Source organism: Azospirillum agricola (genome assembly GCF_017876095.1).
Lineage (GTDB): Bacteria > Pseudomonadota > Alphaproteobacteria > Azospirillales > Azospirillaceae > Azospirillum > Azospirillum agricola.
Genome location: NZ_JAGINM010000002.1, coordinates 50,927 through 71,976 on the forward strand (window position 1 = coordinate 50,927; position 21,050 = coordinate 71,976).

General features: G+C 69.4%; 20 protein-coding genes. 9 read left to right on the plus strand and 11 right to left on the minus strand.

Annotation, left to right across the window (positions count from 1 at the left end; all coding sequences use genetic code 11):
* Nucleotides 1–107: 107 nt before the first annotated feature.
* Nucleotides 108–2,027, minus strand: a complete 1,920-nt coding sequence (locus J2847_RS02640; RefSeq protein WP_209776809.1) for a tetratricopeptide repeat protein — start codon at nt 2,025–2,027, stop codon at nt 108–110.
* A 173-nt stretch (nt 2,028–2,200) separates the two neighbouring features.
* On the opposite strand from J2847_RS02640, the gene J2847_RS02645 reads away from it, so the two are divergent.
* From J2847_RS02645 to J2847_RS02655, 3 genes are all read left to right on the plus strand, one after another.
* On the plus strand, nt 2,201–3,382 hold the full coding sequence (locus tag J2847_RS02645) for a divergent polysaccharide deacetylase family protein (protein WP_209776811.1): 1,182 nt from the start codon (nt 2,201–2,203) through the stop codon (nt 3,380–3,382).
* 26 nt (nt 3,383–3,408) lie between these two features.
* Entirely contained in the window at nt 3,409–3,612 is a 204-nt protein-coding gene (locus J2847_RS02650) for a heavy-metal-associated domain-containing protein (protein ID WP_085556828.1), read from the plus strand.
* A 92-nt stretch (nt 3,613–3,704) separates the two neighbouring features.
* Entirely contained in the window at nt 3,705–3,935 is a 231-nt protein-coding gene (locus tag J2847_RS02655; protein ID WP_209776813.1) for an FmdB family zinc ribbon protein, read from the plus strand.
* Between the two features lie 61 nt (nt 3,936–3,996).
* On the opposite strand, the gene trpE is transcribed toward J2847_RS02655, so the two are convergent.
* Together trpE and J2847_RS02665 are read right to left on the minus strand one after the other, a co-directional pair.
* A complete protein-coding gene (gene trpE / locus J2847_RS02660; RefSeq protein ID WP_209776814.1) occupies nt 3,997–5,508 on the minus strand; it encodes an anthranilate synthase component I in 1,512 nt (503 codons plus the stop codon).
* Nucleotides 5,509–5,556: 48 nt separating this feature from the next.
* Complete coding sequence (locus tag J2847_RS02665; protein ID WP_209776816.1) at nt 5,557–7,440, minus strand: peptidylprolyl isomerase; 1,884 nt, start codon at nt 7,438–7,440, stop codon at nt 5,557–5,559.
* A gap of 238 nt (nt 7,441–7,678) precedes the next feature.
* Between J2847_RS02665 and J2847_RS02670 the strand changes: the two genes are divergently transcribed.
* On the plus strand, nt 7,679–9,448 hold the full coding sequence (locus J2847_RS02670) for a Na/Pi cotransporter family protein (protein ID WP_209776818.1): 1,770 nt from the start codon (nt 7,679–7,681) through the stop codon (nt 9,446–9,448).
* 95 nt (nt 9,449–9,543) lie between these two features.
* On the opposite strand, the gene J2847_RS02675 is transcribed toward J2847_RS02670, so the two are convergent.
* Entirely contained in the window at nt 9,544–9,726 is a 183-nt protein-coding gene (locus J2847_RS02675; RefSeq protein ID WP_209776819.1) for a CsbD family protein, read from the minus strand.
* A 149-nt stretch (nt 9,727–9,875) separates the two neighbouring features.
* Nucleotides 9,876–10,082 carry a hypothetical protein gene (locus J2847_RS02680; RefSeq protein ID WP_209776821.1) on the minus strand — a complete coding sequence of 69 codons (207 nt, stop codon included), beginning with the start codon at nt 10,080–10,082 and terminating at the stop codon, nt 9,876–9,878.
* Nucleotides 10,083–10,247: 165 nt separating this feature from the next.
* Between J2847_RS02680 and J2847_RS02685 the strand changes: the two genes are divergently transcribed.
* Nucleotides 10,248–10,592 (plus strand): YnfA family protein, encoded by a 345-nt coding sequence (locus J2847_RS02685; RefSeq protein ID WP_209776823.1) that lies wholly within the window; start codon nt 10,248–10,250, stop codon nt 10,590–10,592.
* Here the strand turns inward: J2847_RS02685 and J2847_RS02690 are convergent.
* Nucleotides 10,564–10,797, minus strand: a complete 234-nt coding sequence (locus J2847_RS02690) for a hypothetical protein (protein WP_143268465.1) — start codon at nt 10,795–10,797, stop codon at nt 10,564–10,566. The genes J2847_RS02685 and J2847_RS02690 overlap by 29 nt on opposite strands.
* On the opposite strand from J2847_RS02690, the gene J2847_RS02695 reads away from it, so the two are divergent.
* Nucleotides 10,796–10,957, plus strand: a complete 162-nt coding sequence (locus J2847_RS02695; protein WP_179166229.1) for a hypothetical protein — start codon at nt 10,796–10,798, stop codon at nt 10,955–10,957. The genes J2847_RS02690 and J2847_RS02695 overlap by 2 nt on opposite strands.
* 348 nt (nt 10,958–11,305) lie before the next feature.
* On the plus strand, nt 11,306–13,513 hold the full coding sequence (locus J2847_RS02700) for a putative bifunctional diguanylate cyclase/phosphodiesterase (protein WP_209776824.1): 2,208 nt from the start codon (nt 11,306–11,308) through the stop codon (nt 13,511–13,513).
* Nucleotides 13,514–13,544: 31 nt separating this feature from the next.
* On the opposite strand, the gene J2847_RS02705 is transcribed toward J2847_RS02700, so the two are convergent.
* Both J2847_RS02705 and J2847_RS02710 read right to left on the minus strand, forming a co-directional pair.
* Entirely contained in the window at nt 13,545–15,428 is a 1,884-nt protein-coding gene (locus tag J2847_RS02705; RefSeq protein WP_209776826.1) for a potassium/proton antiporter, read from the minus strand.
* A 136-nt stretch (nt 15,429–15,564) separates the two neighbouring features.
* Nucleotides 15,565–16,044 carry an RT0821/Lpp0805 family surface protein gene (locus J2847_RS02710; protein ID WP_209776827.1) on the minus strand — a complete coding sequence of 160 codons (480 nt, stop codon included), beginning with the start codon at nt 16,042–16,044 and terminating at the stop codon, nt 15,565–15,567.
* Nucleotides 16,045–16,204: 160 nt separating this feature from the next.
* Here J2847_RS02710 and J2847_RS02715 point away from each other — a divergent pair, with 160 nt between their 5' ends.
* On the plus strand, nt 16,205–16,396 hold the full coding sequence (locus J2847_RS02715; protein WP_085556816.1) for a hypothetical protein: 192 nt from the start codon (nt 16,205–16,207) through the stop codon (nt 16,394–16,396).
* Between the two features lie 9 nt (nt 16,397–16,405).
* Here the strand turns inward: J2847_RS02715 and J2847_RS02720 are convergent, their stop codons facing one another.
* The gene (locus J2847_RS02720; RefSeq protein ID WP_209776829.1) at nt 16,406–17,401 is read right to left on the minus strand and encodes a patatin-like phospholipase family protein; all 996 of its coding nucleotides are present in this window, start codon (nt 17,399–17,401) and stop codon (nt 16,406–16,408) included.
* Between the two features lie 216 nt (nt 17,402–17,617).
* Between J2847_RS02720 and J2847_RS02725 the strand changes: the two genes are divergently transcribed.
* Complete coding sequence (locus J2847_RS02725) at nt 17,618–19,423, plus strand: ABC transporter ATP-binding protein (protein ID WP_325169312.1); 1,806 nt, start codon at nt 17,618–17,620, stop codon at nt 19,421–19,423.
* A gap of 24 nt (nt 19,424–19,447) precedes the next feature.
* Here the strand turns inward: J2847_RS02725 and J2847_RS02730 are convergent, their stop codons facing one another.
* Nucleotides 19,448–20,263 carry an MBL fold metallo-hydrolase gene (locus tag J2847_RS02730; RefSeq protein ID WP_209776832.1) on the minus strand — a complete coding sequence of 272 codons (816 nt, stop codon included), beginning with the start codon at nt 20,261–20,263 and terminating at the stop codon, nt 19,448–19,450.
* Nucleotides 20,260–21,039, minus strand: a complete 780-nt coding sequence (locus J2847_RS02735) for a TatD family hydrolase (protein WP_209776834.1) — start codon at nt 21,037–21,039, stop codon at nt 20,260–20,262. The genes J2847_RS02730 and J2847_RS02735 overlap by 4 nt, the downstream gene beginning before the upstream one ends.
* Nucleotides 21,040–21,050 lie beyond the last annotated feature (11 nt).

Genomic DNA, 21,050 nt, shown 5'->3' on the forward strand with positions numbered 1-21,050 from the left:
CCAAGCCCCGGCTGCGCCGTTCCGGGGCCGCGCCGTTCCGGCCCCGTTCCAACGCCGCCACCCTAGCGGCTGGGGGGGCGGATTTCCAGCCTCCCGAGTCTGTCGCGTCACGCCGTCGGCGCCCGGCCCACGAACGCCGCGAGCCGGTCGCGGACATCCTGGAGCGGCGTCCGCCAGTCGCCGGGTGTGGGCTGGCGGAACAGGCGGGCGCTTGGATACCAGGGCGAATCCGCGCGGTCGCGCAGCCAGCGCCAGTTGGGGGCGAAGGGCAGCAGCACCCAGAGCGGATGGCCGAGCGCTCCGGCCATGTGGGCGGTGGCGTTGTCGATGGTGACGACGAGATCCGTCGCTGCGATCTGGGCCGCCAGGCCGTCCAGATCGCTCCACGGGTCGATCGCATCCGGCAAGCGGATGTCGATCCCGTCCTTCGCAAGCGCCGCGACCTCTCCGGACCAGTCGCCATATTGCAGAACCACCATCCGGACGCCTGGCAGGTTGAGGCTCCGAGCAAGCGTGGCGAGTGGAAGGTTCCGGCTGCGCCCCTGCTTGGGATTGGTCGTGTGCCAGGCGATGCCGATCAACAGCGGACGGCTTGGCAAGGCGTCGGCGGCGGCGGCGGTGCAGCGTGCCCGCAGGGTAGCGGTGCGCTCCGGATCGGCCTTCAGATAGGGATCGAGCCTGAACCGGCCGCTGTCTTCCAGGAGAAACCGGGGCAGGGAGCCGGACGGGCACTGCGCCGCGATGCCGGGCGACAGCAGCGCCGGGTCGGGAGGGGTGGTGCGGGCGACCAGCCGGACGGCGGGCAGGGAACGCTCGAACAGCGGGATAAGGCGCTCATCGCATTCCAGCACGCAGTCGATCCCGGCCCGCGTCAAGGATGGAACGAGGGCAGCGAACTGGATTTCGTCACCCACGCCCTGCTCCCCCCAGATGAGCAACTGTCCGGAGGCGGGAGGGCGTCCGTCCCAAGCCGGCTGCGGGAAGCGCGCGGCGAATAGACTCCAGGGTTCAGCCAACCAGCGGTCTTCCCAGGCGGCCCATCCCTGCGCGAAACGTTCGAGGGAGAGCAGCGCGACGGCGCGGATGACCCTGGCATCCGCAAGCTCGGGAGCCAGGGCGAGCGCCTGCTCCGCCGCGTCCAGCGCGTTCTCCGCTTCGCCGGACAGCAGGAAGGCGTCGGCCAGATTGTTCAGGATCGCCGGTGAATCGGGAAAAAGCGCATGAGCGCGGCGCAGAGCCGCCACGGCTCCCGGAAGATCGCCTTGTCCCTTCAGAACGCTCGACCGGTTGTTCCACATCTCGGCGGCGCCGGGGGCCAGCGACAATCCCCGCTCGTAGCTGCGGCGCGCCTCGGAAAGCCTTGAGTCGGCTTTCTGCCGATTGCCGAGGAGATTCCAGGCATCGGGCTGTGCCGGATCGAGACGGACCGCGCGGACCAGGATCCGCATGGCATCCTGCTCCCTGTTCAACGCGCACAGCCGTTCAGAAAGAATCCGTGCCGCGCTGGCATCGTCCGGGACGAGGAGCAGCCCGGCCCGGTGCTGGGCCGCCGCTTCCGCGTCCCGCCCGAGCCGGGTCAGGGCAAGGGCGAGATTGTAGCGCAATTCGGGCAGCAGCGGAGCGGCCGCCACCCCGTCCCTCAGGATCCGGGCGGCCAGATCCGGCTGGCCTTGGCGCAGCCGGCGGGCGGCGAAGCCGTTCAGGGATTCGACCTTGGTGGAATCCAGGGCCATGGCAGCGGTGAGACGGTCGGCGGCCTCGTCCTGGCGGTCCAGTGCTTCGAGTATGCTCGCGAGGTTGGCATGATAATCCGCCTTTGCCCCGTTTCCGGCGATCGCCCGGTCGATGTGCCCGGCCGCTTCCTCCAGGCGGCCGGCTTCCGCCAGGATGAGACCACGGAGGTGGAGCGCCTCGGGAAAGCCCGGAGCAACGTCCAGAATGCGCTGGTAGATGGTGTCGGCTTCCGTCAGGCGGCCTTCCCGGTGAAGGTCGAACGCGAAGAGAAGCGCCTCCTGGACGGTGGCCATAATTCTGTCCCTTGCGAATCCGGTGGGCGGTGATGCCTCAATGGCGCCGGCGCCGGTCAAGCTCCGCCGTCGGTGCTGCCCTGCGTGCTCGCGCCGAAAGGCCGGTTGCGGCGGGTGGTGGCCGGGTGCCACTGTGCCGCCCTTTCGTCGTCATCAGGATGGAACGTCCCGCCATGGTCCGCAAGACCCCGCGCAAGGCCACCCGCAAGACCGCAGGCAAAGCGGCTGGCAAGGCCGGTCTCGCCAGAAACCCGCTCGTTCTGGCACTCGCGGCCGTCGCGGCGGTCTTCGCCATCGGCTTCGGCGTGTCGCTGGTGACGGAGTCCGGAAGCAAGCCGGCGGTTCAGGTCGCGGCCCCCGCACGGCCGGTCCAGCCTGCCGTCTCGGCGCCGGCTCCGGTTCCTCAGCCGCCCCCGTCCCCCGTCACCGTCAAGGCTCCGTCGCCGGTCGAACCGGTGGTTCCCACGCCGCCCCCGATCGTTCGGCCGGATCCGGCGATGGGCGCGGAAGAGGAGGAGGTCGCCGCTCCGCCTCCGGTCGCTCCATCACCCGCTCCGCTGCCGACAACCCTGGCGATGCTGCCGCCACCGGCGCCGCCCGCCCATCCGCCGGTGCAGCCGCCGGCCGGCAACGCCGCCCTATGGCGGAGGAACGCCGTGCCGGTGACGGTGCCGGCGGGCAAGCCGGTGATCGCCATCGTCATCGACGACATGGGGCTGGACCGCAGGCGTGCGGCCCGGATGGCGGCGTTGCCGGGGCCGCTGACCCTGTCCTGGCTGCCCTATGCCCGTGACCTGCCGGCCCAGGCCCGCGCCGCCCGCGCCAACGGGCACGAGCTGATGCTGCACATGCCCATGGAACCCAGCGTCAAGGCCGACCCAGGCCCCGAGGCGCTGCTGGTCTCGCTCGACAAGGGGGAGGTCCTGCGCCGCTTCCGCGCGGCGCTCGACAGCTTCGACGGCTATGTCGGGGTGAACAACCACATGGGCAGCCGATTCACCGCCGACCGCGCGGCGCTGGCCCCGGTGCTGGCCGAGCTTCACCGGCGCGGCCTGCTGTGGCTGGACAGCCGGACGACTCCGAAAAGCGCCGGCATCGGCCTAGCCCAGGAACTGAGGATGCCCTTCGCCGGTCGCGACATCTTCCTCGACAACACCGCCCAGGTCGCCGCCATTCGCGCCCAGTTGGCCAAGGTCGAGCAGGTCGCGAAGCGCCAGGGCTACGGCATCGCCATCGGGCATCCCTATGATGCGACAATCGAGGCACTGGCGTCCTGGGTGCCGGATGTGCAAAAGCGTGGGTTCGTTCTGGTCCCGGTCAGCGCCGTGGTCCGCGCGCATCACGCGGGCGGCTGAGGCGTGCCCACGAGGAGAGTGAAGTCATGACTGATGCGTACAAGGTGGGCGGGATGACCTGCAGCGGCTGTGCCCGTTCGGTTTCGAACGCCATCGTCAAGGCGGCGCCGGCCGCCGCCGTCACCGTCGATCTGTCCGTCGGCACCGTGATCGTCGCGGGCGGCGTGCCGCTGGAAACGGTGCGGACGGCGGTCGAGGCCGCCGGCTTCGACTTCGGCGGCGCCGCCTGAGCGCTGCGCCGCAACAAAACCATTTTATTTTTACGGTCATGGGGGAATACTCGGCGGGTCCGGATCACCACCGCACCTGTCCGCGAGGCCCCATGCCGCTCTATTCGTTCCGTTGCAAAGCCTGTGACCACGGCTTCGAAACCCTGGCCCGCTTTTCCGAGACGCCGCCCTGTCCGGCTTGCGCGAGCGTCGACGTGACCCGTCTGGTGTCGTCGATCGCCGCCGAGGGCAAGTCCGGCGCGATCATCCAGGGCGCCCGCAGACAGGCGGCGCGCGAAGGGCATTTCAGCAATTACAGCCGGTCGGAACGGCCGAAGCGGTGACGGAACGCTCCGGGAGCCTCTCCTCCATGTCGGGGGAAGGGCTCCTGGAACTGCCGGACACCTACCGCGCGGAGGTCGCCTTGACCGTTTCCTCGGCCGCGCGGATCAACGCCTTGGCCTTGTTGACGGTCTCCTGGTACTCGGCTTCCGGGTCGCTGTCGGCGACGACGCCGCCGCCGGCCTGGACATACATCATGCCGTCCTTCAGGACCGCCGTGCGCAGCGCGATGCAGGTGTCCATCGCCCCCGAGGCGCCGAAATAGCCGACGCAGCCGGCATAGACGCCGCGCCGTGCCTTTTCCAGCTCGTCGATGATCTCCATGGCGCGGACCTTCGGCGCGCCGGACACCGTGCCGGCCGGGAAGCCGGCGATCAGCGCATCCAGCGCGTCATGCTTCGGGTCGAGGTCGCCCTCGACGTTGGACACGATGTGCATGACGTGGCTGTACAGCTCGACGATCATCTTGGCCGTCACCTTGACGGTCCCGACCTTGGCCACGCGGCCGACGTCGTTGCGGCCGAGGTCGAGCAGCATGAGATGCTCGGCCAGTTCCTTGGGATCGCTCAGCAGGTCGTCGGCGAGCGCCCGGTCCTCCTCCGGCGTGGCGCCGCGCTTGCGGGTGCCGGCGATGGGGCGAACCGTCACCTTGCCGTCGCGCACGCGGACCAGGATCTCGGGGCTGGAGCCGACGATGGTCAACTCGCCGAAGTCGCAGTGGAACAGGAAGGGCGACGGGTTCAGGCGGCGCAGCGTGCGGTACAGCGCCAGCGGCGACGGCTTGAAGGGGAAGCGGATGCGCTGGGACGGCACGACCTGGAAGATGTCGCCGGCGCGGATGTACTCCTTCGCCCGCTCGACGATCGCGTGATACTCCTCGCGTGTCGTGTTGGAGGTCCAGGCGAGCGGAAGCCCGGCGTCGCTGCGCGGCTCGCGCCGGTAGGGCAGCGGGCGCTCCAGGTCGGCCAGCGCGTCGGTCAGCCGCTCGCGCGCGTCGGCGTAGGCGGCCGCCGCGTCCAGCCCGGCCTTCGGCCAGACCGGCGTCACCAGCGTGATCGAATCGGTGTGGCTGTCGAAGATGGCGACGATGCTGGGCCGCGTCAGGATGGCGTCGGGGATGTTCAGCTCGTCCGGGTTGGCGTCGGGCAGACGCTCCATCAGCCGGACCATGTCGTAGGTCATGTAGCCGAACAGGCCGGCGGCCATCGGCGGCAGCTCGGCCGGCAGTTCGATGCGGCTCTCGTTGATGAGCGCGCGCAGCGCTTCCAGCGGGGCGGAGTCGACGGGCCGGTAGGCGTCGCGGTCGTGCAGGGCGTCGCGGTTGATCTCCGCCCTGGCCCCGCGCGAGCGCCACACCACGTCGGGCTTGAAGCCGATCACCGAGTAGCGGTCGCGCCGCGACCCGGCACCGCGCTCCGCCGATTCCAGCAGGAAGCCGAAGGGGCGGCCGTCCGCCAGCTTCATGTAGGCGGAGACCGGGGTCTCCAGGTCGCTGACCAGGGTGGTCCACACCACCTGCGGCCGGCCGGCGGCGTAGACGGCGTCGAAGGCGGTGTTCTCGGGCAGGACCTTCACGGCACGAACCTCTCTCGCAGGCCCCCGCGCGGACGCGGGGGCGGGACCTCAGTTGCTGGCGGCGAAGAACTGGTCGATCCGCTGGCGATGGATCTGGACCGGGTAGTGGCCGCGCAGGGCGTTGCCGAACTGCGCCATCAGGTCGCTCTCGATCCCCTGGGTGATCGTGCTCTCGATCGGGCCGAGGGCGGCGGCATCGGCGGCCGGGTTGGCGGCGATGACCTCCTTCAGGCGGGCGACGATCTGGGCGTCGCCGCTGGCGCCATTGACCACATCGCCGGGCTTGGCGTCGAACAGCCGCCGCACGAGGTCGCCGGGCAGCCCCTCGACCGAGCGGGCCTCGCGGGTGAAGGGCGTGGTCATGGCGAAGCTGGCGCCGGCCTCGGTCGCCACCGTCTGGGCGGCCTGCTCGGCGCCCTGCTTGAGCTTGGCGGCGATGTCCTCGGCCTTTTTGGCGGCCTGCTCGGCGCGCTTGGCGGCCTGCCAGTCGGCGATCACCTGATCGCGCACCTCGGCCAGCGGACGCACGGCGGCGGGGATGACGCTGTCGACGCGCACGGCGGTGAAGACACTGCCCTGGCCCTCGGTAAGGTTGGAGGCGGCGCCCTGCTTGAGTTGGAAGGCGGTCGGCAGCAGCGCCTTCAGGGCGGGCAGGTTGGGGGCGGCGTCCTTGCCGTCCGGGGCCTTGCCGGTGCTGTCGATGGCGGCGACCTTGGTCAGCGCCAGCCCCTGGGCCTGCGCCACCTCGTCCAGCGAGGCGCCGCTGGCGAGCTGGTCCTCGGCGCGGTTGGCGATGGAGAAGACGGCGTCGAGCGCCTTTTCCTTCTGGAGTTCGGCGCGCAGCTGGTCGCGCACCTCCTCGAAGCTCCTGGTGGAGCCGGCCTGGATGCCGGTGACGGCCAGCACATGCCAGCCGAGCGCGCTCTTGATCGCCTCGCTGGGCTTGCCCTGCTCCAGGGCGAAGGCGGCGTCGCCCAGCTCCGGCAGCTCGGCGCGGGCGATGTTGTCGAGAGTCAGCGGCTCGACCCCCGCCTCCTTGGCGGCGTCGACCAGGCTCTTTGTCTTGGCGGCCTCGGCGATGGCCTTCGCCTTCGCCTCGTCGTTGATCACCACCATCTGGACGGTGCGCTTCTCCGGCGTGCCGAATTCGGCCGCGCGCTCGTCGTAGGCGGCGCGGAGCTGGTCGTCCTCGATCTTGATGTCCTTGGCCAGGGCGTCCGGCGAGAGCTGGGCAACGGTCAGGGCGCGGTATTCGGGGGCGGTGAAGCGGACCTGATGATCCTCGTAGGATTTGGTGATCTCGGCATCGTCCGGAACGCCGACGTCGCCGACGGCCGCGTTGGGCAGGGTCACCAGCTCGGCGACGCGCGTCTCGCTGCGGAAGCGGTAGAGCGCCTGGACCAGCGGCTTCGGCGCGGCCACCCCGGCGTTGACGGCACCAGCCACCAGCTCGCGCGCGGTCTCGCGGGTGACCACGGCGACATACCCCTCCTCGGTCAACTGGTTGTTGCGCAGCACGCTGCGGAACAGGTTCGGATCGAACTGGCCCTGCGGGTTGCGGAAGGCGGGTTCGTCGGCGATGCGCAGCTTGACCACGTCCGGCCCGACGCTGATTCCGGCGTCCTTGGCGGCGAGGTCGAACAGCGTGCGCTGGATCAGCGCGTTCAGCGACTGGTCGAGCAAGCCGAACTGCTTGGCCTGCTCGGTCGTCAGGTTGCCGCCGAGCATCGGGCGCAGCCGGTCCATCTGCCGGCGGAATTCCTGGTCCAGAGCGTCGCGCTCGATCGCGACCTTGCCGACCTCGGCCACCGTGGTGGGGACGCTGGAGCGGAACACGTCGCCGATCCCCCAGACACCGAAGCTGAGGATCAACAGGACGAACAGGATCTTGACGACCCACGAACCGGCGAAATTGCGGATGAACTGGAGCATGGGACCCGAATCTGAGCGCGTCGTTCGGCCGGCCGGCCGGGGCGGCGCATCATAGATAGGGCGCGGTGGGGCGGCAACAGCGCATTTCCGGCCGGTTGTGCCGGGTTGCCGGACATCCGCCGGGGGAAACCGTCCAAAGGAAAATTGCGCCGGCGATCCGTTCGTGGTGCTTCCTTTTTGCCTTCTCCGATGGCCTGCGTATCCTTCGTGACGCTTTTGTGAAAGGGGCGGAGGCTCGATGGACGCCGACATTCTTCAGGACATGGTGTTCCGCGTGCTGGGCGGGCTGGGGCTGTTCATGCTGGGCATGGAGTTCCTGTCCGACGGCATCCAGTCGCTGGCGGTGGCGCGCATGCGCCAAATTCTCGAACGCTTCACGACGAACCGCATCTTCGCGCTGCTGACCGGCACCTTCGTGACGGGCGTCATCCAGTCCAGCACGGTGATGACCGTCATGGTGGTCGGCTTCGTCAACAGCGGCATCGTGACGCTGGAGCAGGCCATCGGCCTGATCATGGGCGCCAACATCGGCACGACGCTGACCACCGTCTTCGTCGCGCTGCCCATCGGCAAGTGGGGATTGCCGGTGATCGGCGTGGCCGCGCTGGTCTATCTCTTCGTCGGGCGGCCGAAAATCCGCTACGCGGCGCTGGCTCTGCTCGGGTTGGGGATGATCTTCTACGGGCTGGATCTGCTGACCAGCGGCTTCCGGCCGATCCGTTCGGCCCCGGCGATGATGGAGATCTTCACCTGGCTGTCGGCCGACGGCTACGGCGGGATCCTGCTCTGCGTGCTGCTGTCGGCGCTGGTCACGGCGATCATCCATTCCTCGTCGGCGACCGTCGGCATCGTCATGGGACTGGGCGCCTCGGGCGTGATGGATTGGCACACGGCGCTCGCCTTCACGCTGGGGGCCGACGTCGGGACCACGGCGACCTCCTACGTCGCGGCGCTGAACCTGTCGCCCAACGCCCGGCGCACCGCCTACGGCCACATGGCCTTCAACGTCATCGGCGTGCTGCTGATGCTGCCGCTGTTCCCGCTGTCGCTGAAGCTGGTCGCCTGGGCGCTGGGCGGCGATCCCGGCGCCGCCGTCACCGCCGCCGACGGCACGGTCAGCCACCCGCTGGTGCCGATCGCCATCGCCTCCTACTCGACCGGCTTCAACGTCTTCAACACGGCGGTGATGCTGCCCTTCGTGCCGCTGATGGCGCGCATTCTGTCGAAGGTCGGGCAGGGGCAGGGCGAGGACGACGAGTTGTCGGTGCCCCGCCACCTGTTCGCCAAGGCGCTGGAGGAGCCGGAGACCGCCGTCCGCCTGCTGGAGCGCGAGCAGGTCCGCTTCCAGCAGGCGTTGCCGGCGCTGCTGTCCGCGGGAAGGTCCGAGGGATCGAGGCCGGACGAGTCGCGCAAGGCCGGCGTCCGCGCCGCGGCCCTGCACACGGCGCTCGGCTCGCTGGCGCGCGAGATCGATGATTTCGCCGGCAACCTGTGCAAGCGCCCGATCCCGCCGCCGCTGGTGCCGGTGCTCATGCGCGTCCTCCAAAGTCAGGACCATGGCCGGGCGCTGGAGCGTCACCTGTTCGATTTCGCCCGTGAACTGGGGGGCGAGCCGCTGTCGCCGGCCGGCCGGAGCTTCGCCGACATCCTGGTCGAGGCGCTGGACGCGGTGCTGCTCGAATCGCTGGCGGCGCTGGGCAGCGGCGACACCGACGATCTGCGGATGATGCGCTCGATGATCGGCGATCGCGGCGGCGCGGCGGCGCGGCTGCGGCAGGGTTACCTCGAAGCTGACGGCGGCATCCCGCTGACCGAACGGACCCGGCTGCTGGCCGCCTTGGGGCTGGCCGAAAGCGCTTTGTGGGAACTGGCCCGCCTGCTGAACCTGCGGCTGGGCGAGGAGAGCGGCGCCCAGGCTGGCTCATCGGGCGACGGTGGCGCGGTGTCCGGTGAAGCGCTGCCTCCACAGGCGCGCCCGGTGGAACTCGATGCGCTGCCGGCGGGCTGAGCCTCGCGGCGGGGGGCCTTGACATGCGAAACCCCGCCCCGGTGGAACCGGGGCGGGGCCTCGTCGCTTCGCAGTCCACTGCGTCGCGGGAGCTGTTACTCCTTCAGCGCGTCGCGCGCCGCGTCCTTCGCCCCGCCGACCGTGTTCTGGACCTTGCCAGCGGCCTTCTCGGCCTTGCCTTCGGCTTCCATCTTGGTGTCGCCCATCAGCTTGCCGGCGGTTTCCTTGATGGTGCCCTTCGCGGTGCGGGCGGCGCCTTCGATACGATCCTTATCCATGGTGGACCTCCGTTGTGTCTTGATTATGCAGGAAACAACAGGCCGGTCGCGGAAAGGGTCCCGAGCGCAAACGTGACAGAGCCGCAAATTGGGTTAACCAGCCGGTCGTGGAGAATCGCCGGCCGGGGAACAGGCGATACCGGAAGGCTTCAGGATCCCAGCAGATCCAGAATGTCGGCCAGACAGCGCCGCCGCGTCGGACAGGCCGTGCACAACTTCTGGTTCGGCGGGCAATGGCTTCGCCGCAGGCGCTCGATGCCTTGGAACAGGGCGCATTTCTTCTCGTCCGAGATCACGTCCGTGCCCTTGATGGTCTCGATGGCATCGAACATCGGATTCATCGTGTCCAGAATCATCGCCCCCGGAATCATGGCGTCCCGCTTCCGTTCCAGTCGGAAGCATGACTCGGTGCGCTTGAAAAAATATGAAAACCCAGCAACATGGCCGGGGAAAATTGAAACAAACTGTGCCGTATTTTAACAAAATACGAAATATCGGCTTCGGAGGGCGGAGGCAAGCGCATGGGGCAGTCGGCAACCTTCCTGGCGGTGGGGCTTTACGGGGCGGCCGCGCTGGCGGAAATCGCCGGCTGCTTCGCCTTCTGGGCCTGGCTGCGGCTGGGGCAGTCGGCGTGGTGGGCCGTGCCGGGGATCGCCAGCCTGTGCACCTTCGCGTGGCTGCTGACGCGGGTCGACGCGGAGTTCGCCGGCCGGGCCTACGCCGCCTATGGCGGGATCTACATCGGCGCGTCGCTGCTCTGGCTGTGGCTCGTCGAAGGGGTGCGGCCGGACCGCTGGGACATGGCCGGCGCGCTGCTCTGCCTCGTCGGGACGGTGGTTATCCTGGCTGGCCCGCGTGGGGGGTGAAAGGGCGGTTCACCAACGGCGCACCGCAGGGGCCGGTTTCCAGGACCAGACCCGACTCATCGATTCGCAGATAGGCGTCGACCCGCACCATCCGCCGCAGAATGTCGTCGTTCAGCATGATCTGGGCATCGGCCAGGGAAAGCGGCTTTCCCTCGTAATACGCGCGTCCGTCGGCATGGCGAATGTGGCGGAAGGCGGTGGTCATGGCGATGCTCCCCATCTCTGCTGCTCGGTTGTGGTGGCCCGACGAACTCGGTCCGGAGTTGCACTCCAGTGGTGTTTGCCGAATGAACGTCGAAGGCCGGCGCTTTATTCCCCATGAAACAGGGTTGGTCGGCTTTTTTTCCGCCGATGCGGAGGCATGACGGAACCGGGAGCATCTTGCCCGCAAACCCGCTTGCGGTCCAAGCCCGATGGTCCGGCACCTCCTTTTTGTTGCAGAGGCCGCACTGGCCGGTTGCGTGGCCAGGCCGGCCGATGACACTTTCGTCCCGTTGAAAAATCGTTCGGCCGATTGAACCATGTCAATCGGTGACATCCCTATGACCGTTAGAGTGCAAAACGGTTTATGGCGCGCCGGACGTGGCGCGCGCGAGGTCGGGTGGTTTGCCATGGGTGTTTTCGTCCGTCCGCGACCGGATGGGGCACGGAGTTTGGGGGCGTTGGAAAATTCGGATGGGAGGGTCATAATCCCTCCGGCGGGATGCCCATTCATGTCCGTGAATGGTGCGGCGACAGCGGTGAAAGCGAACAAGTCCTTGCATGAGAAGCCGGCGGAGCATGAGCATGATCGGGATGGAACGGAGGAGAGCGGTCTTCCCCGCGATCCCGCCTTTCTGGCGTCGCTCGCCTCCAGCCTGCTGAGCCACACCGACCTCGCCCTGGTCTACATCGGCGCCGACGGCCTGTGCCGCCACGCCGACCACCGTTTCTCCGCCCTGCTCGGCCGCGCGCCGGCCGGCCTCGCCGGGTCCGGCCTCGACGGACTCGATCACCCGCTGGCCCGCGCGGTCTGCGAGGCGGTCGCCGTCCTGACCCGGTCCGGCGCCGGGTCGGTCCCGGTCGATTGCGAGGTCGCCGGCCAGGACGGGAGCCGCGCGCTGGTCAGCGGCAGCCTGCTGGCCCACCGCGACGCGGCCGGGGAGACGCTGGGGTTCCTCGGCAGCTTTCTCGACACCGCCGACACGCGCCGCGTCGCCGAGTTCGTCACGCGCCGCGATCCCTTCGTCGCCACCCTGCTCGACGCGGCGGTCGACGGGATCATCGTGTCCGACCGCAGCGGCCTGATCCGCTCGATCAACCGCGCCTGCCTGACCCTGTTCGGTTACGAGGAGGGGGAGCTGCTCGGCCAGAGCATGACCGTGCTGATGCCGCCGCCCTTCTCGCGCGACCACGCCAAATACGTCGACACCTACATGCGGACGGAGCGGCCGAAGATCATCGGCATCGGCCGCGACACGCTGGGCCGCCGCAAGGACGGCACCGTCTTCCCCATCCATCTCAGCGTCGGCGAGGCGCGGCTGGGCGACAGCGTCACCTTCGTCGGCATCATCCGCGACATCTCCGACCGGTTGGCGGCGGAACAGCGCGCCTCCTATCTGGCGCGGCACGACCCGCTGACCGGGGTCCTCACCCGCACCGCCTTCCTGGAGGAATGCGAGGCGCTGCTGCGCGACGGCGGCGGGGACGGCGGCTTCGCCCTGTTCACACTGGATGTCGACCAGTTCAGCGACGTCAACGAGGCGTTCGGCTTCCATGTCGGCGACGCGGCGTTGAAGGCGATGGTCAGCCGGGTGACCGAGGTTCTGCCGGCCAACACCTACATCTGCCGCATCGCCGCCGACGAGTTCGCGGCTCTGGCGCGGGTCGACGGGATGGAGCACGCCCGGACGCTGGCCGACGTGCTGCACGACCGGCTCACCGCCTCGATCTACGCCGATCGCCACTGGGTGCGGCTTCGGCTGTCGATCGGCGCCGCCCTCCAGGATGGCCCGCGGCAGTCGCTGGAGGATCTCAACGCCAAGGCCAAGCTGGCCCTCCAGGCGGTCCAGCACGACGGCGGCAACGCGGTGTGCTTCTACACACCGGAGATGGCGGCGGCGGCGACGCGGCGCATGCTGCTCACCGTGCATCTCACCCACGCCATCGAGCGCAACGAGATGCATCTGGTCTACCAGCCGATCGTCGACCGCACCGGCCGCATCGTCTCGGCCGAGGCGCTGCTGCGCTGGACCCACCACACGCTGGGGCCGGTGTCGCCCGGCGAGTTCATTCCGGTCGCCGAGGAAAGCGGCCTGATCGTGCCGATCACCGATTGGGTCCTGTCCACCGCCATCGGCCAGATGGAGCGCTGGCAGGGCGAGGGCGTGTTGCCGGAGCGGGTGTTCCTCAACATCTCCGGCCAGCAGTTCCTGCGCGGCAACCTGACCCCCCGGCTGGAGGAACTGCTGGCCGACTGCCCGGATCTGCGGACCCGGCTGGGGCTGGAGATCACCGAGCAGGCGGCGGTGCGCGACCTGAAGGTGGCGGTGCGGACGCTGGGCGAGCTGGCGGCGCTGGGAATCCAGGCGGCCATCGACGATTTCGGGTCGGGCTATTCGTCGCTCAGCTACGTCCAGCAGTTGCCGGTCGCCAAGCTGAAGATCGACCGCGCCTTCGTCGTCGACGTGCCGGAAAATCCGAAGAGCAACGCGCTGATCCGTGCCGCTATCGGCATGGCCCACGGCCTCGGCCTCGCCACCGTCGCCGAAGGGGTGGAGACGGAGGAGCAGCGCGATTTCCTGGTGTCGGTCGGTTGCGACATGATGCAGGGCTATCTCTTCGGCCGGCCGATGACCGCCGAGGCGCTGGGCGAGATGGTTCGGGGGCAGGGCGTGCATGGCGTGGGCGTGGGCGTGCCGGGGCCGAAGGCGCACGCCTGAAGAGGTATCGGGAAGGGAGCGGGTGGGAGAACTAATCCGACCCCGCCACCCCGTCGCCGGGCCGGTCGTCCGTCAATTGTCCGCCGCTTCGTCCTTCCCGCCGCTGCTCGCGGCGCTTCCAGCGCTGGAAAGAGCGTTCCCGCCACCAGTCGCCGAGCGCGCCGGCCAGCGCCCGCGGGCGGGCGAAGAGGACCACGCGCGGCTTGCCGACGCCGGTGGGCTCCAGCGCCAGCCCGACCGAGGTGATGCCATGATCGTCCATGTCGCGGACGATCAGCTCGACACCGCCCATCCGCACCCGGTCGCCCAGCTCGCAGGAGCCGCCGAACTCGTTGCGCAGCAGGTCGCGCAGGGTCAGCTTGGCGTTGGCCAGCGACAAGGGCAGGCCGTACATCTCGGCGATCTGCTCCACCGTCGCGTCGGGGCTGAGCACGAGGTCGCCGTAGAACTCGCGGTCGTCCTGGTCGAGCGCCCGGCTGCCGCCGAACAGCTTGTCGATCAGCGGCAGCCGGTCGGGTGCCGAGAACAGATAGACATGGTCGCCCGGCTGCAACGGCTTGACCTTGTGCGGCGGCACCACCGAGCCGGCGCGGATCACCAGCGACGGGCGTGCCCAGCGCGGCATCCGCTGGCCGCGCGCCGCCGGCGACTTGGCGTGGACGGTGTAGGCGACCAATTCCTGGTCGGCGTTTCCGGGCAGTTCCAGCTCGACGCGCTCGACCGGCCCGCGGCGCGGCGGCACGATCAGCTTCAGCCAGCGCGCCATCGCGCCGATGGTCCAGCCTTGAACCAGCAGCGAGACGCAGACGACGATGAAGGCGGCGTTGAACACCCTCTGGCCGTTCTCCAAACCGCCCAGCACCGGCACCAGCGCCAGCAGCAGCGACACCGCGCCGCGCAGGCCCACCCAGGCGATGAAGGTCGTCTCGTTGGCCGAGAAGCGGAAGGGCAGCAGGCAGAGCCAGACCGCCAGCGGGCGGGCGACCAGGATCAGCAGCAGGGCGATGACGAGGGCCGGCAGCGCGATCTCGCCGAACTCGCGCGGGGTGGCGAGCAGCCCGAGCATCACGAACATGACGATCTGGCTGAGCCAGGTCAGCCCGGAGTGGAAGCGCCGCAGTTCCAGGGCGCCGCGCAGCTTGACGTTGCCGGCGTACAGGCCGGCGGCGTAGACCGCCAGATAGCCGCTGCCGCCCAGCATGTTGGTGCTGGCGAAGATGAACAGGGCGAAGGTCAGCGTCACCACCGGGTTCAACCCGGTCTCGAAATTGGCCCGGTTGATGAAGGTGACCAGCAGCCAGCCGCCGGCCAGCCCGAGCGCCGCCCCGAAGGAGAAGGCGCGGACCAGTTCCTCCAGCACCGCCCAGGGGGAGGCCCAGCCGTGGGTCGCCGCCTCCACCAGGATGATGGTCAGCATGATGGCGACGGGGTCGTTGGTGCCCGACTCGATCTCCAGCGTCGAGCGCACGCGGTCGCGCAGCGTGATGCCGCCGACCCGCAGGAGGAAGAACACCGCCGCAGCGTCGGTGGAGCTGACCGCCGCCCCGACCAGCAGGGCTTCCGCCCAGGGCAGCTTCATCAGATGGTGGGCGGCCACCCCGATCACCCCGGTGGTGACCGCCACCCCGACCGTCGCCAGCGACATGGCCGGCCATGCGGCGGCGCGGTAGCTCGACAGCTTGGTGTCGAACCCGCTCTCGAACAGGATCACGGCCAGCGCCATCGATCCGATCAGGAAGGCCGATTGCGGATCGTTGAACGCGATGTGGCCGATGCCGTCCTCGCCCGCCAGCAGGCCGATGCCGAGAAAGATCAGCAGCAGGGGCGTGCCGATCCGCAAGGCCAGGTAGCTGGTCAGGATGCTGGCGATCAGCAGGGTCGAACCAATCAGGATGATGTAGCTGACCGCCTCCATATGCCTCGCGCGCCATGTCCGTCGGGCCGCCGCTGGGCGGAACCCGTCGATCTTGGCGTCAACCCCCACCATCCGCAAGGCGAACCGCCCCGCGTCGGTCTTTCGGACTGGCGTTCGGCCTTCCGGACAGGCGTGGTCAGGACACCAGCTTCCAGTTTCCGTCCCCCTGACGGCAGGCGGTGCCGCGCGCGACCTCCCTCTTGCCGTCGATGGTCACCGTGTGGGTGTAGTCGCGGCAGGTTTGGCCGCTGGAATCCTGATAGGTGCGGGTTGGCTGGACGTTGCCGCTGTAGCCGCTCTGCGGGTTGTTCCAGGTGATGGCCTGGTTGCTGGAGACGGCGCGTTCCTCCGCGTCCGAGGCGCGGGTCTGGTCGGCGTCGCCGAATCGGCGGCCCAGCAGGTTGCCGGCGTAGGCGCCGAGCAGCGTGCCGACGGCGGTGGTCGCCACCTTGCCGGCGCCGCCGCCGAAGCGCGAGCCCAGAAGGCCGCCGGCCACGGCGCCGCCCAGCGTGCCGACGGTTTCCGACGTGCCCATGTTGCCGGTCTGGCAGGCGCCGACCGACAGGGCCATGACGGTGGCGAGCGCCATGGCGCGAATGGTCCTGGTCCGTTTCATGCTGGTTTCCCCCCGGAAATTCGTTCCAAACCTGGGGAAACGCGCGGCCCGTGCGAATGTTCCCCATCCAAAATGGCACGCAAAAGAACGGGTCGCATGGAAGCAAAACGGCTTTTCATGTGTTGAGAGAAGGAACAACGACCACGAGGAGGGTTTCCCTATGTCCCGTTTGACGTCCCGTTTGCGCTTGGTCGGAGCCGCCCTGGCGCTTCTTTCCGTGGCGGCCTGCTCGACCGGCGGCGTGGTCGGCGGCGCGGCCGGCGCGGCCGGCGGCTATGCGGTGGACGGGCGCCGCGGCGCGATCATCGGCGGCCTGGGCGGCGCCGCGCTGGGCACCGCCCTGGACCATTGATCGTCGGACTCAGCTTCGCACCGGCGCGCGCGTGCTCTCGCGTGGGCCGGTCGCGAAGACGGCCAGGGCGTCGTGCAGGTCGGGCAGGGCACGCTCGACCGCCGCCTCGCCCTCGCGGATGCAGTCGTCGGCCCGGTCGAACTCGGTCAGGCCGATGTGGCCCAGCCGGGGAGCGATGTGGACGTCCGGCGGTTCCCCGGCCAGCCGCGACCGCGTGATGCGGTCGGTGACGATGCCGAGCGACGACACCATCACGCCGAAGAGGCTCGGCCCCTCGTAGTCCCGGCGGAAGATGCGCCGGGTCAGCGCCCCGATGGCGGAGGAGGAGCGGGTTTCCGGCATCTCCTCGTCGATCAGCTTCAGCAGGTCGAAGCCGGCGGCGGTCGGAATGGCGGCGCCGGGCTTGCGGGCCTTGCCCAATATGTCGCCGGCCAGATTGACACCGATGACCATCTGCGCGCCCAGCGCCCGGCAGGCCGACACCGGCACCGGGTTGACCAGCGCCCCGTCGATCATCCAGCGCCCGTCGATCATCACCGGGGGGAAGACGCCGGGGAGCGAGATCGACGCCCGGATGGCGTCCGCCAGTTCGCCTTCCTGCAACCACACCTCATGGCCGGTCGCGAGGTCGGTGGCGACGGCGGCGTAGGGAGCCGGCAGTTCCTCGATCCGCAGGTCGCCGAGATGGAGCCGCATCTCCGCCATCAGCCGGTCGCCGCCGATCAGCCCGCCGCCCTGGCGCAACCGCAGATCCAGATAGCCGACGATCTTCATCCGGCTGAGGCCGCGCACCCAATCCTCCAGCACGTCGAGCTTTCCGGCCAGATGCAGGCCGCCGACCAGCGCGCCGACCGAGGCGCCGCAGACGATGTCGGCCTCGATGCCGTACCGTTTCAGTGCCCGCAGCACCCCGATGTGCGCCCAGCCCCGCGCCACCCCGCCGCCCAGCGCGATGCCGATGCGCGGCCTGGAGGATCTGCTGCCGCCCGCTCCGCCGTTCGCCATGGCGTTCTCCCTCCGCGTCGTCCACGTCCCGATCGACGCGCATCGATTGTGCGGCCGATTGTCCGGATGATTCCATAAGTGGGTTAAGGAAGGCTGCATGGCGCCCCCGACCCGCGCCCCGGTGGACAAAACCGGACCCCATCGGCTAAGCCATCCGGCACAATGGATGCCGGACCTTGGGAAGGCCGGTCCCCGAACGCAGGAAAGAGCGCGACCGTGAGCAAGACGACCGTGGGCAAGGCAGGCGGCGTGCCGTTGCGCCTGGACGCGACGACCGAGCGGCTGGTCGGCCGCATGTGGCGCGACTGGGTGCGGCCCTACCGGGCGAAGCTGGGGCTGTCCTTCCTGCTGATGGCGCTGGTCGCCGCGACCACCGGGGCCTACCCGCTGCTGATCGACCAGTCCTACGCCATGTTCTCGGCGCAGGACCGGGGGATGCTGCTGGTGATTCCGGCGCTGATCGTTCTGGTGACGATGGTCAAGGGCGTGTCGCTCTACGCCCAGACAGTGGTGACCAGCGACATCGTCCAGCGAATCATCGCCGATGTCCGCCTGTCGATGTTTTCCCATCTGCTGACCGCCGACATGGCGCAGATCCACGCGGCTCCCACCGGCTCGCTGACCTCGCGCTTCATCAACGACGTCGACCTGATCCGCAACGCGCTGTCGCGCACGCTGACCGGGCTGGTGCGCGACATCCTGACGGTGGTGGCGCTGGTCGGGTCGATGTTCTACCTCGACTGGCTGCTGTCGCTGATCGTCTTCGTCATCTACCCCATCGCCGCCATCCCCATCGTGCGGATCGGCAAGCGGCTGCGCCGGGTGTCGCGCGACACCCAGGCGCAGATGGGCGACATGACCTCGCTGCTCACCGAAAGCCTGTCCGGCGCCCGCATGGTCAAGACCTACTGCCTGGAGGATTACGAGCGGACCCGCGCCGCCGGCGCCTTCGAGGACAATTACCATCTGACCATGAAGGCGACGCGCGCCCGCTCCCGCATCGACCCGATGATGGAGGTGCTGGGCGGCGTCGCGGTGGCCGGCGTGATCGCCTTCTCCGGCTACCGCATGGCGATGGGCGAGGGCTCGGTCGGCGCCTTCTCCGGCTTCGTCGGCGCGCTGCTGATGGCGGCCCAGCCGGTGCGCGCCATCGGCACGCTGAACGCCGCTCTCCAGGAGGGGCTGGCCGCCGCCCAGCGCATCTTCGAGCTGGTCGACGAACGGCCGACCATCACCGAGGCGCCCGACGCCAGGCCGCTGGCGCTGACCAAGGGGTCCGTCGCCCTGCACGGCGTGCGCTTCGCCTACGAGGCCGGGGCGGAGACGCTGAAGGGCATCGACCTGGACGTGCCGGCCGGCAGCACGGTGGCGCTGGTCGGGCGCAGCGGCGCCGGCAAATCGACGGTCTTCAACCTGATTCCGCGCCTCTACGACACGGTGGACGGGCGGGTCACCATCGACGGCCAGGACGTCCGCGGCGCCACCCTGCGCAGCCTGCGCGGCGCGGTGTCGATCGTCAGCCAGGACACGGTGCTGTTCAACGACACGGTGCGCGCCAACATCGCCTTCGGCCGGCTCGACGCCCCGCTCGGCGATGTGATCGCCTCGGCCAAGGCCGCCGCCGCGCACGACTTCGTGATGCGGCTCCCCGACGGCTACGACACCGTCATCGGCGACCGCGGGGTGAAGCTGTCGGGCGGCGAGCGCCAGCGGCTGGCGCTGGCCCGAGCCTTCCTGAAGGACGCGCCGATCCTGCTGCTGGACGAGGCGACCAGCGCGCTCGACAGCGAATCCGAGCGGCTGGTGCAGGGCGCCCTGGAACGGCTGACCCAGGGACGCACCACCCTGGTGATCGCCCACCGGCTGGCGACGGTGCGCAACGCCGACCGCATCGTGGTGATGGAGGGCGGACGCATCATCGAGCAGGGGACACACGACGCACTGCTGGCCGCCAACGGCGCCTACGCCCGGCTCTGCCGCTTGCAGTTCGGCGAGGATGAGGCGGTCCAGACCGCCGGCTGAGGGACCGATCCCCCGGAAGGGACGTCAGACCTCGATCACCAGCCCGTCATAGGCGGGCTCCACCCCGGCAGGCAGGATGCGGCGCAGGTGGTCGTAATCCATGCTGTTGTCCATATGGGTCAGGTAGGCGCGCCGGGGGCGGACCCGCTCGATCCAGGACAGGGTCAGCGCCAGATGGGCGTGGACCGGGTGCGGCGGCTCGATGCGCCCGCAATCGACGATCCAGGTGTCGATGCCCTCCAACGCCGCGAAGGCGGCCTCGTCGAGCCGAACCACGTCGGTCGAATAGGCGAAGCGGTCGAAGCGGTAGCCGACCGTCCTCATGTAGCCGTGATCCTGCTCGAACGGGGTCACCGGCAGGTCGCCGACCCGGAAAGGGCCGGTCACGCGGTGCGAGTCGAGCACCGGGCGGTAATAGGGAAAACCGGGTTTCAACGGTTCGAAGCAGTAGGGAAAGCGCGCCTCGATGTCGCGCAGATGCTCGTCCCAGCCATAGGCGTCGAGCGGCGCGTGCATCAGCCGGCAGATCTCGCGCAGTTCGTCGATGCCGTGGGCGTGGTCGGCGTGCTGGTGGGTCCACAGCACGGCGTCCAGCCGCTCGCAGCCGCTGTTCAGGAGCTGCTGGCGCAGATCGGGCGAACTGTCCACCAGCACCACCGCGCCGCCCGCCCCACCCGCCACCGACTCGACCAGCACCGAAGGGCGCAAACGGCGGTTTTTCGGGTTGGCCGGGTCGCAGCGCCCCCAGCCGCCGGGGCCGACCACCGGAACGCCGCGCGAGCCGCCGCAGCCGAGGACGGTGACGCGCATCGGTCCGGCGGATCCGCCCCCGTCGCTCATGCGGCCGCCTTGTCGAACAGGTGGAAGAAGTTCCCGGTGGTCACGCGCGCCAGCTCCTCGGGCGTCACGCCCTTGACGGCGGCGACGGTCGCGGCGGTGTGGGCGACGAAGGCGGGCTCGTTGCGCTTCCCCCGGAAGGGGATGGGCGCCAGATAGGGCGCGTCGGTTTCGACCAGGATGCGGTCGAGCGGCACGTCCTTGACGATGTCCCGCAGCTCTTCGGACTTCTTGAAGGTGACGATCCCGGACAGCGACAGGGTGAAGCCGAACGCCAGCGCCTCCTCGGCGAGCGCGCGGCCGGAACTGAAGCAGTGCAGCAGACCCTTGACCGGCTGACCGGCGGCCTCCTCCTTGACGATGCGCATGGTGTCGTCGTCGGCGTCGCGGGTGTGGATGATCAGCGGCAGGCCGGTTTCCAGGCTGGCGCGGATGTGCCGGCGGAAACACTCCTGCTGCTGGTCGCGCGGGCTCTTGTCGTAGAAATAATCGAGCCCGGTCTCGCCGAGACCGATCACCTTCGGGTGCTTCGAGTGCTCGACCAGCGCCTCGACGGTCGTGACCGCGAACTCCTCGGCCGCCTGGTGGGGGTGGACGCCGACGGTGCAGAGCACGTCGTCGTAGCGTTCCGCCACCGCCAGGATGCGGTCGAAACGGGTCAGGTAGGTGCAGATGGTGACCATCCGACCGATTCCGGCCTGCCGGGCGCGGTCGACGACCGCGTCCAGCTCCTCGGCGAAGTCGGGGAAGTCGAGATGGCAGTGGCTGTCGACCAGCATGTTCAAGGCAC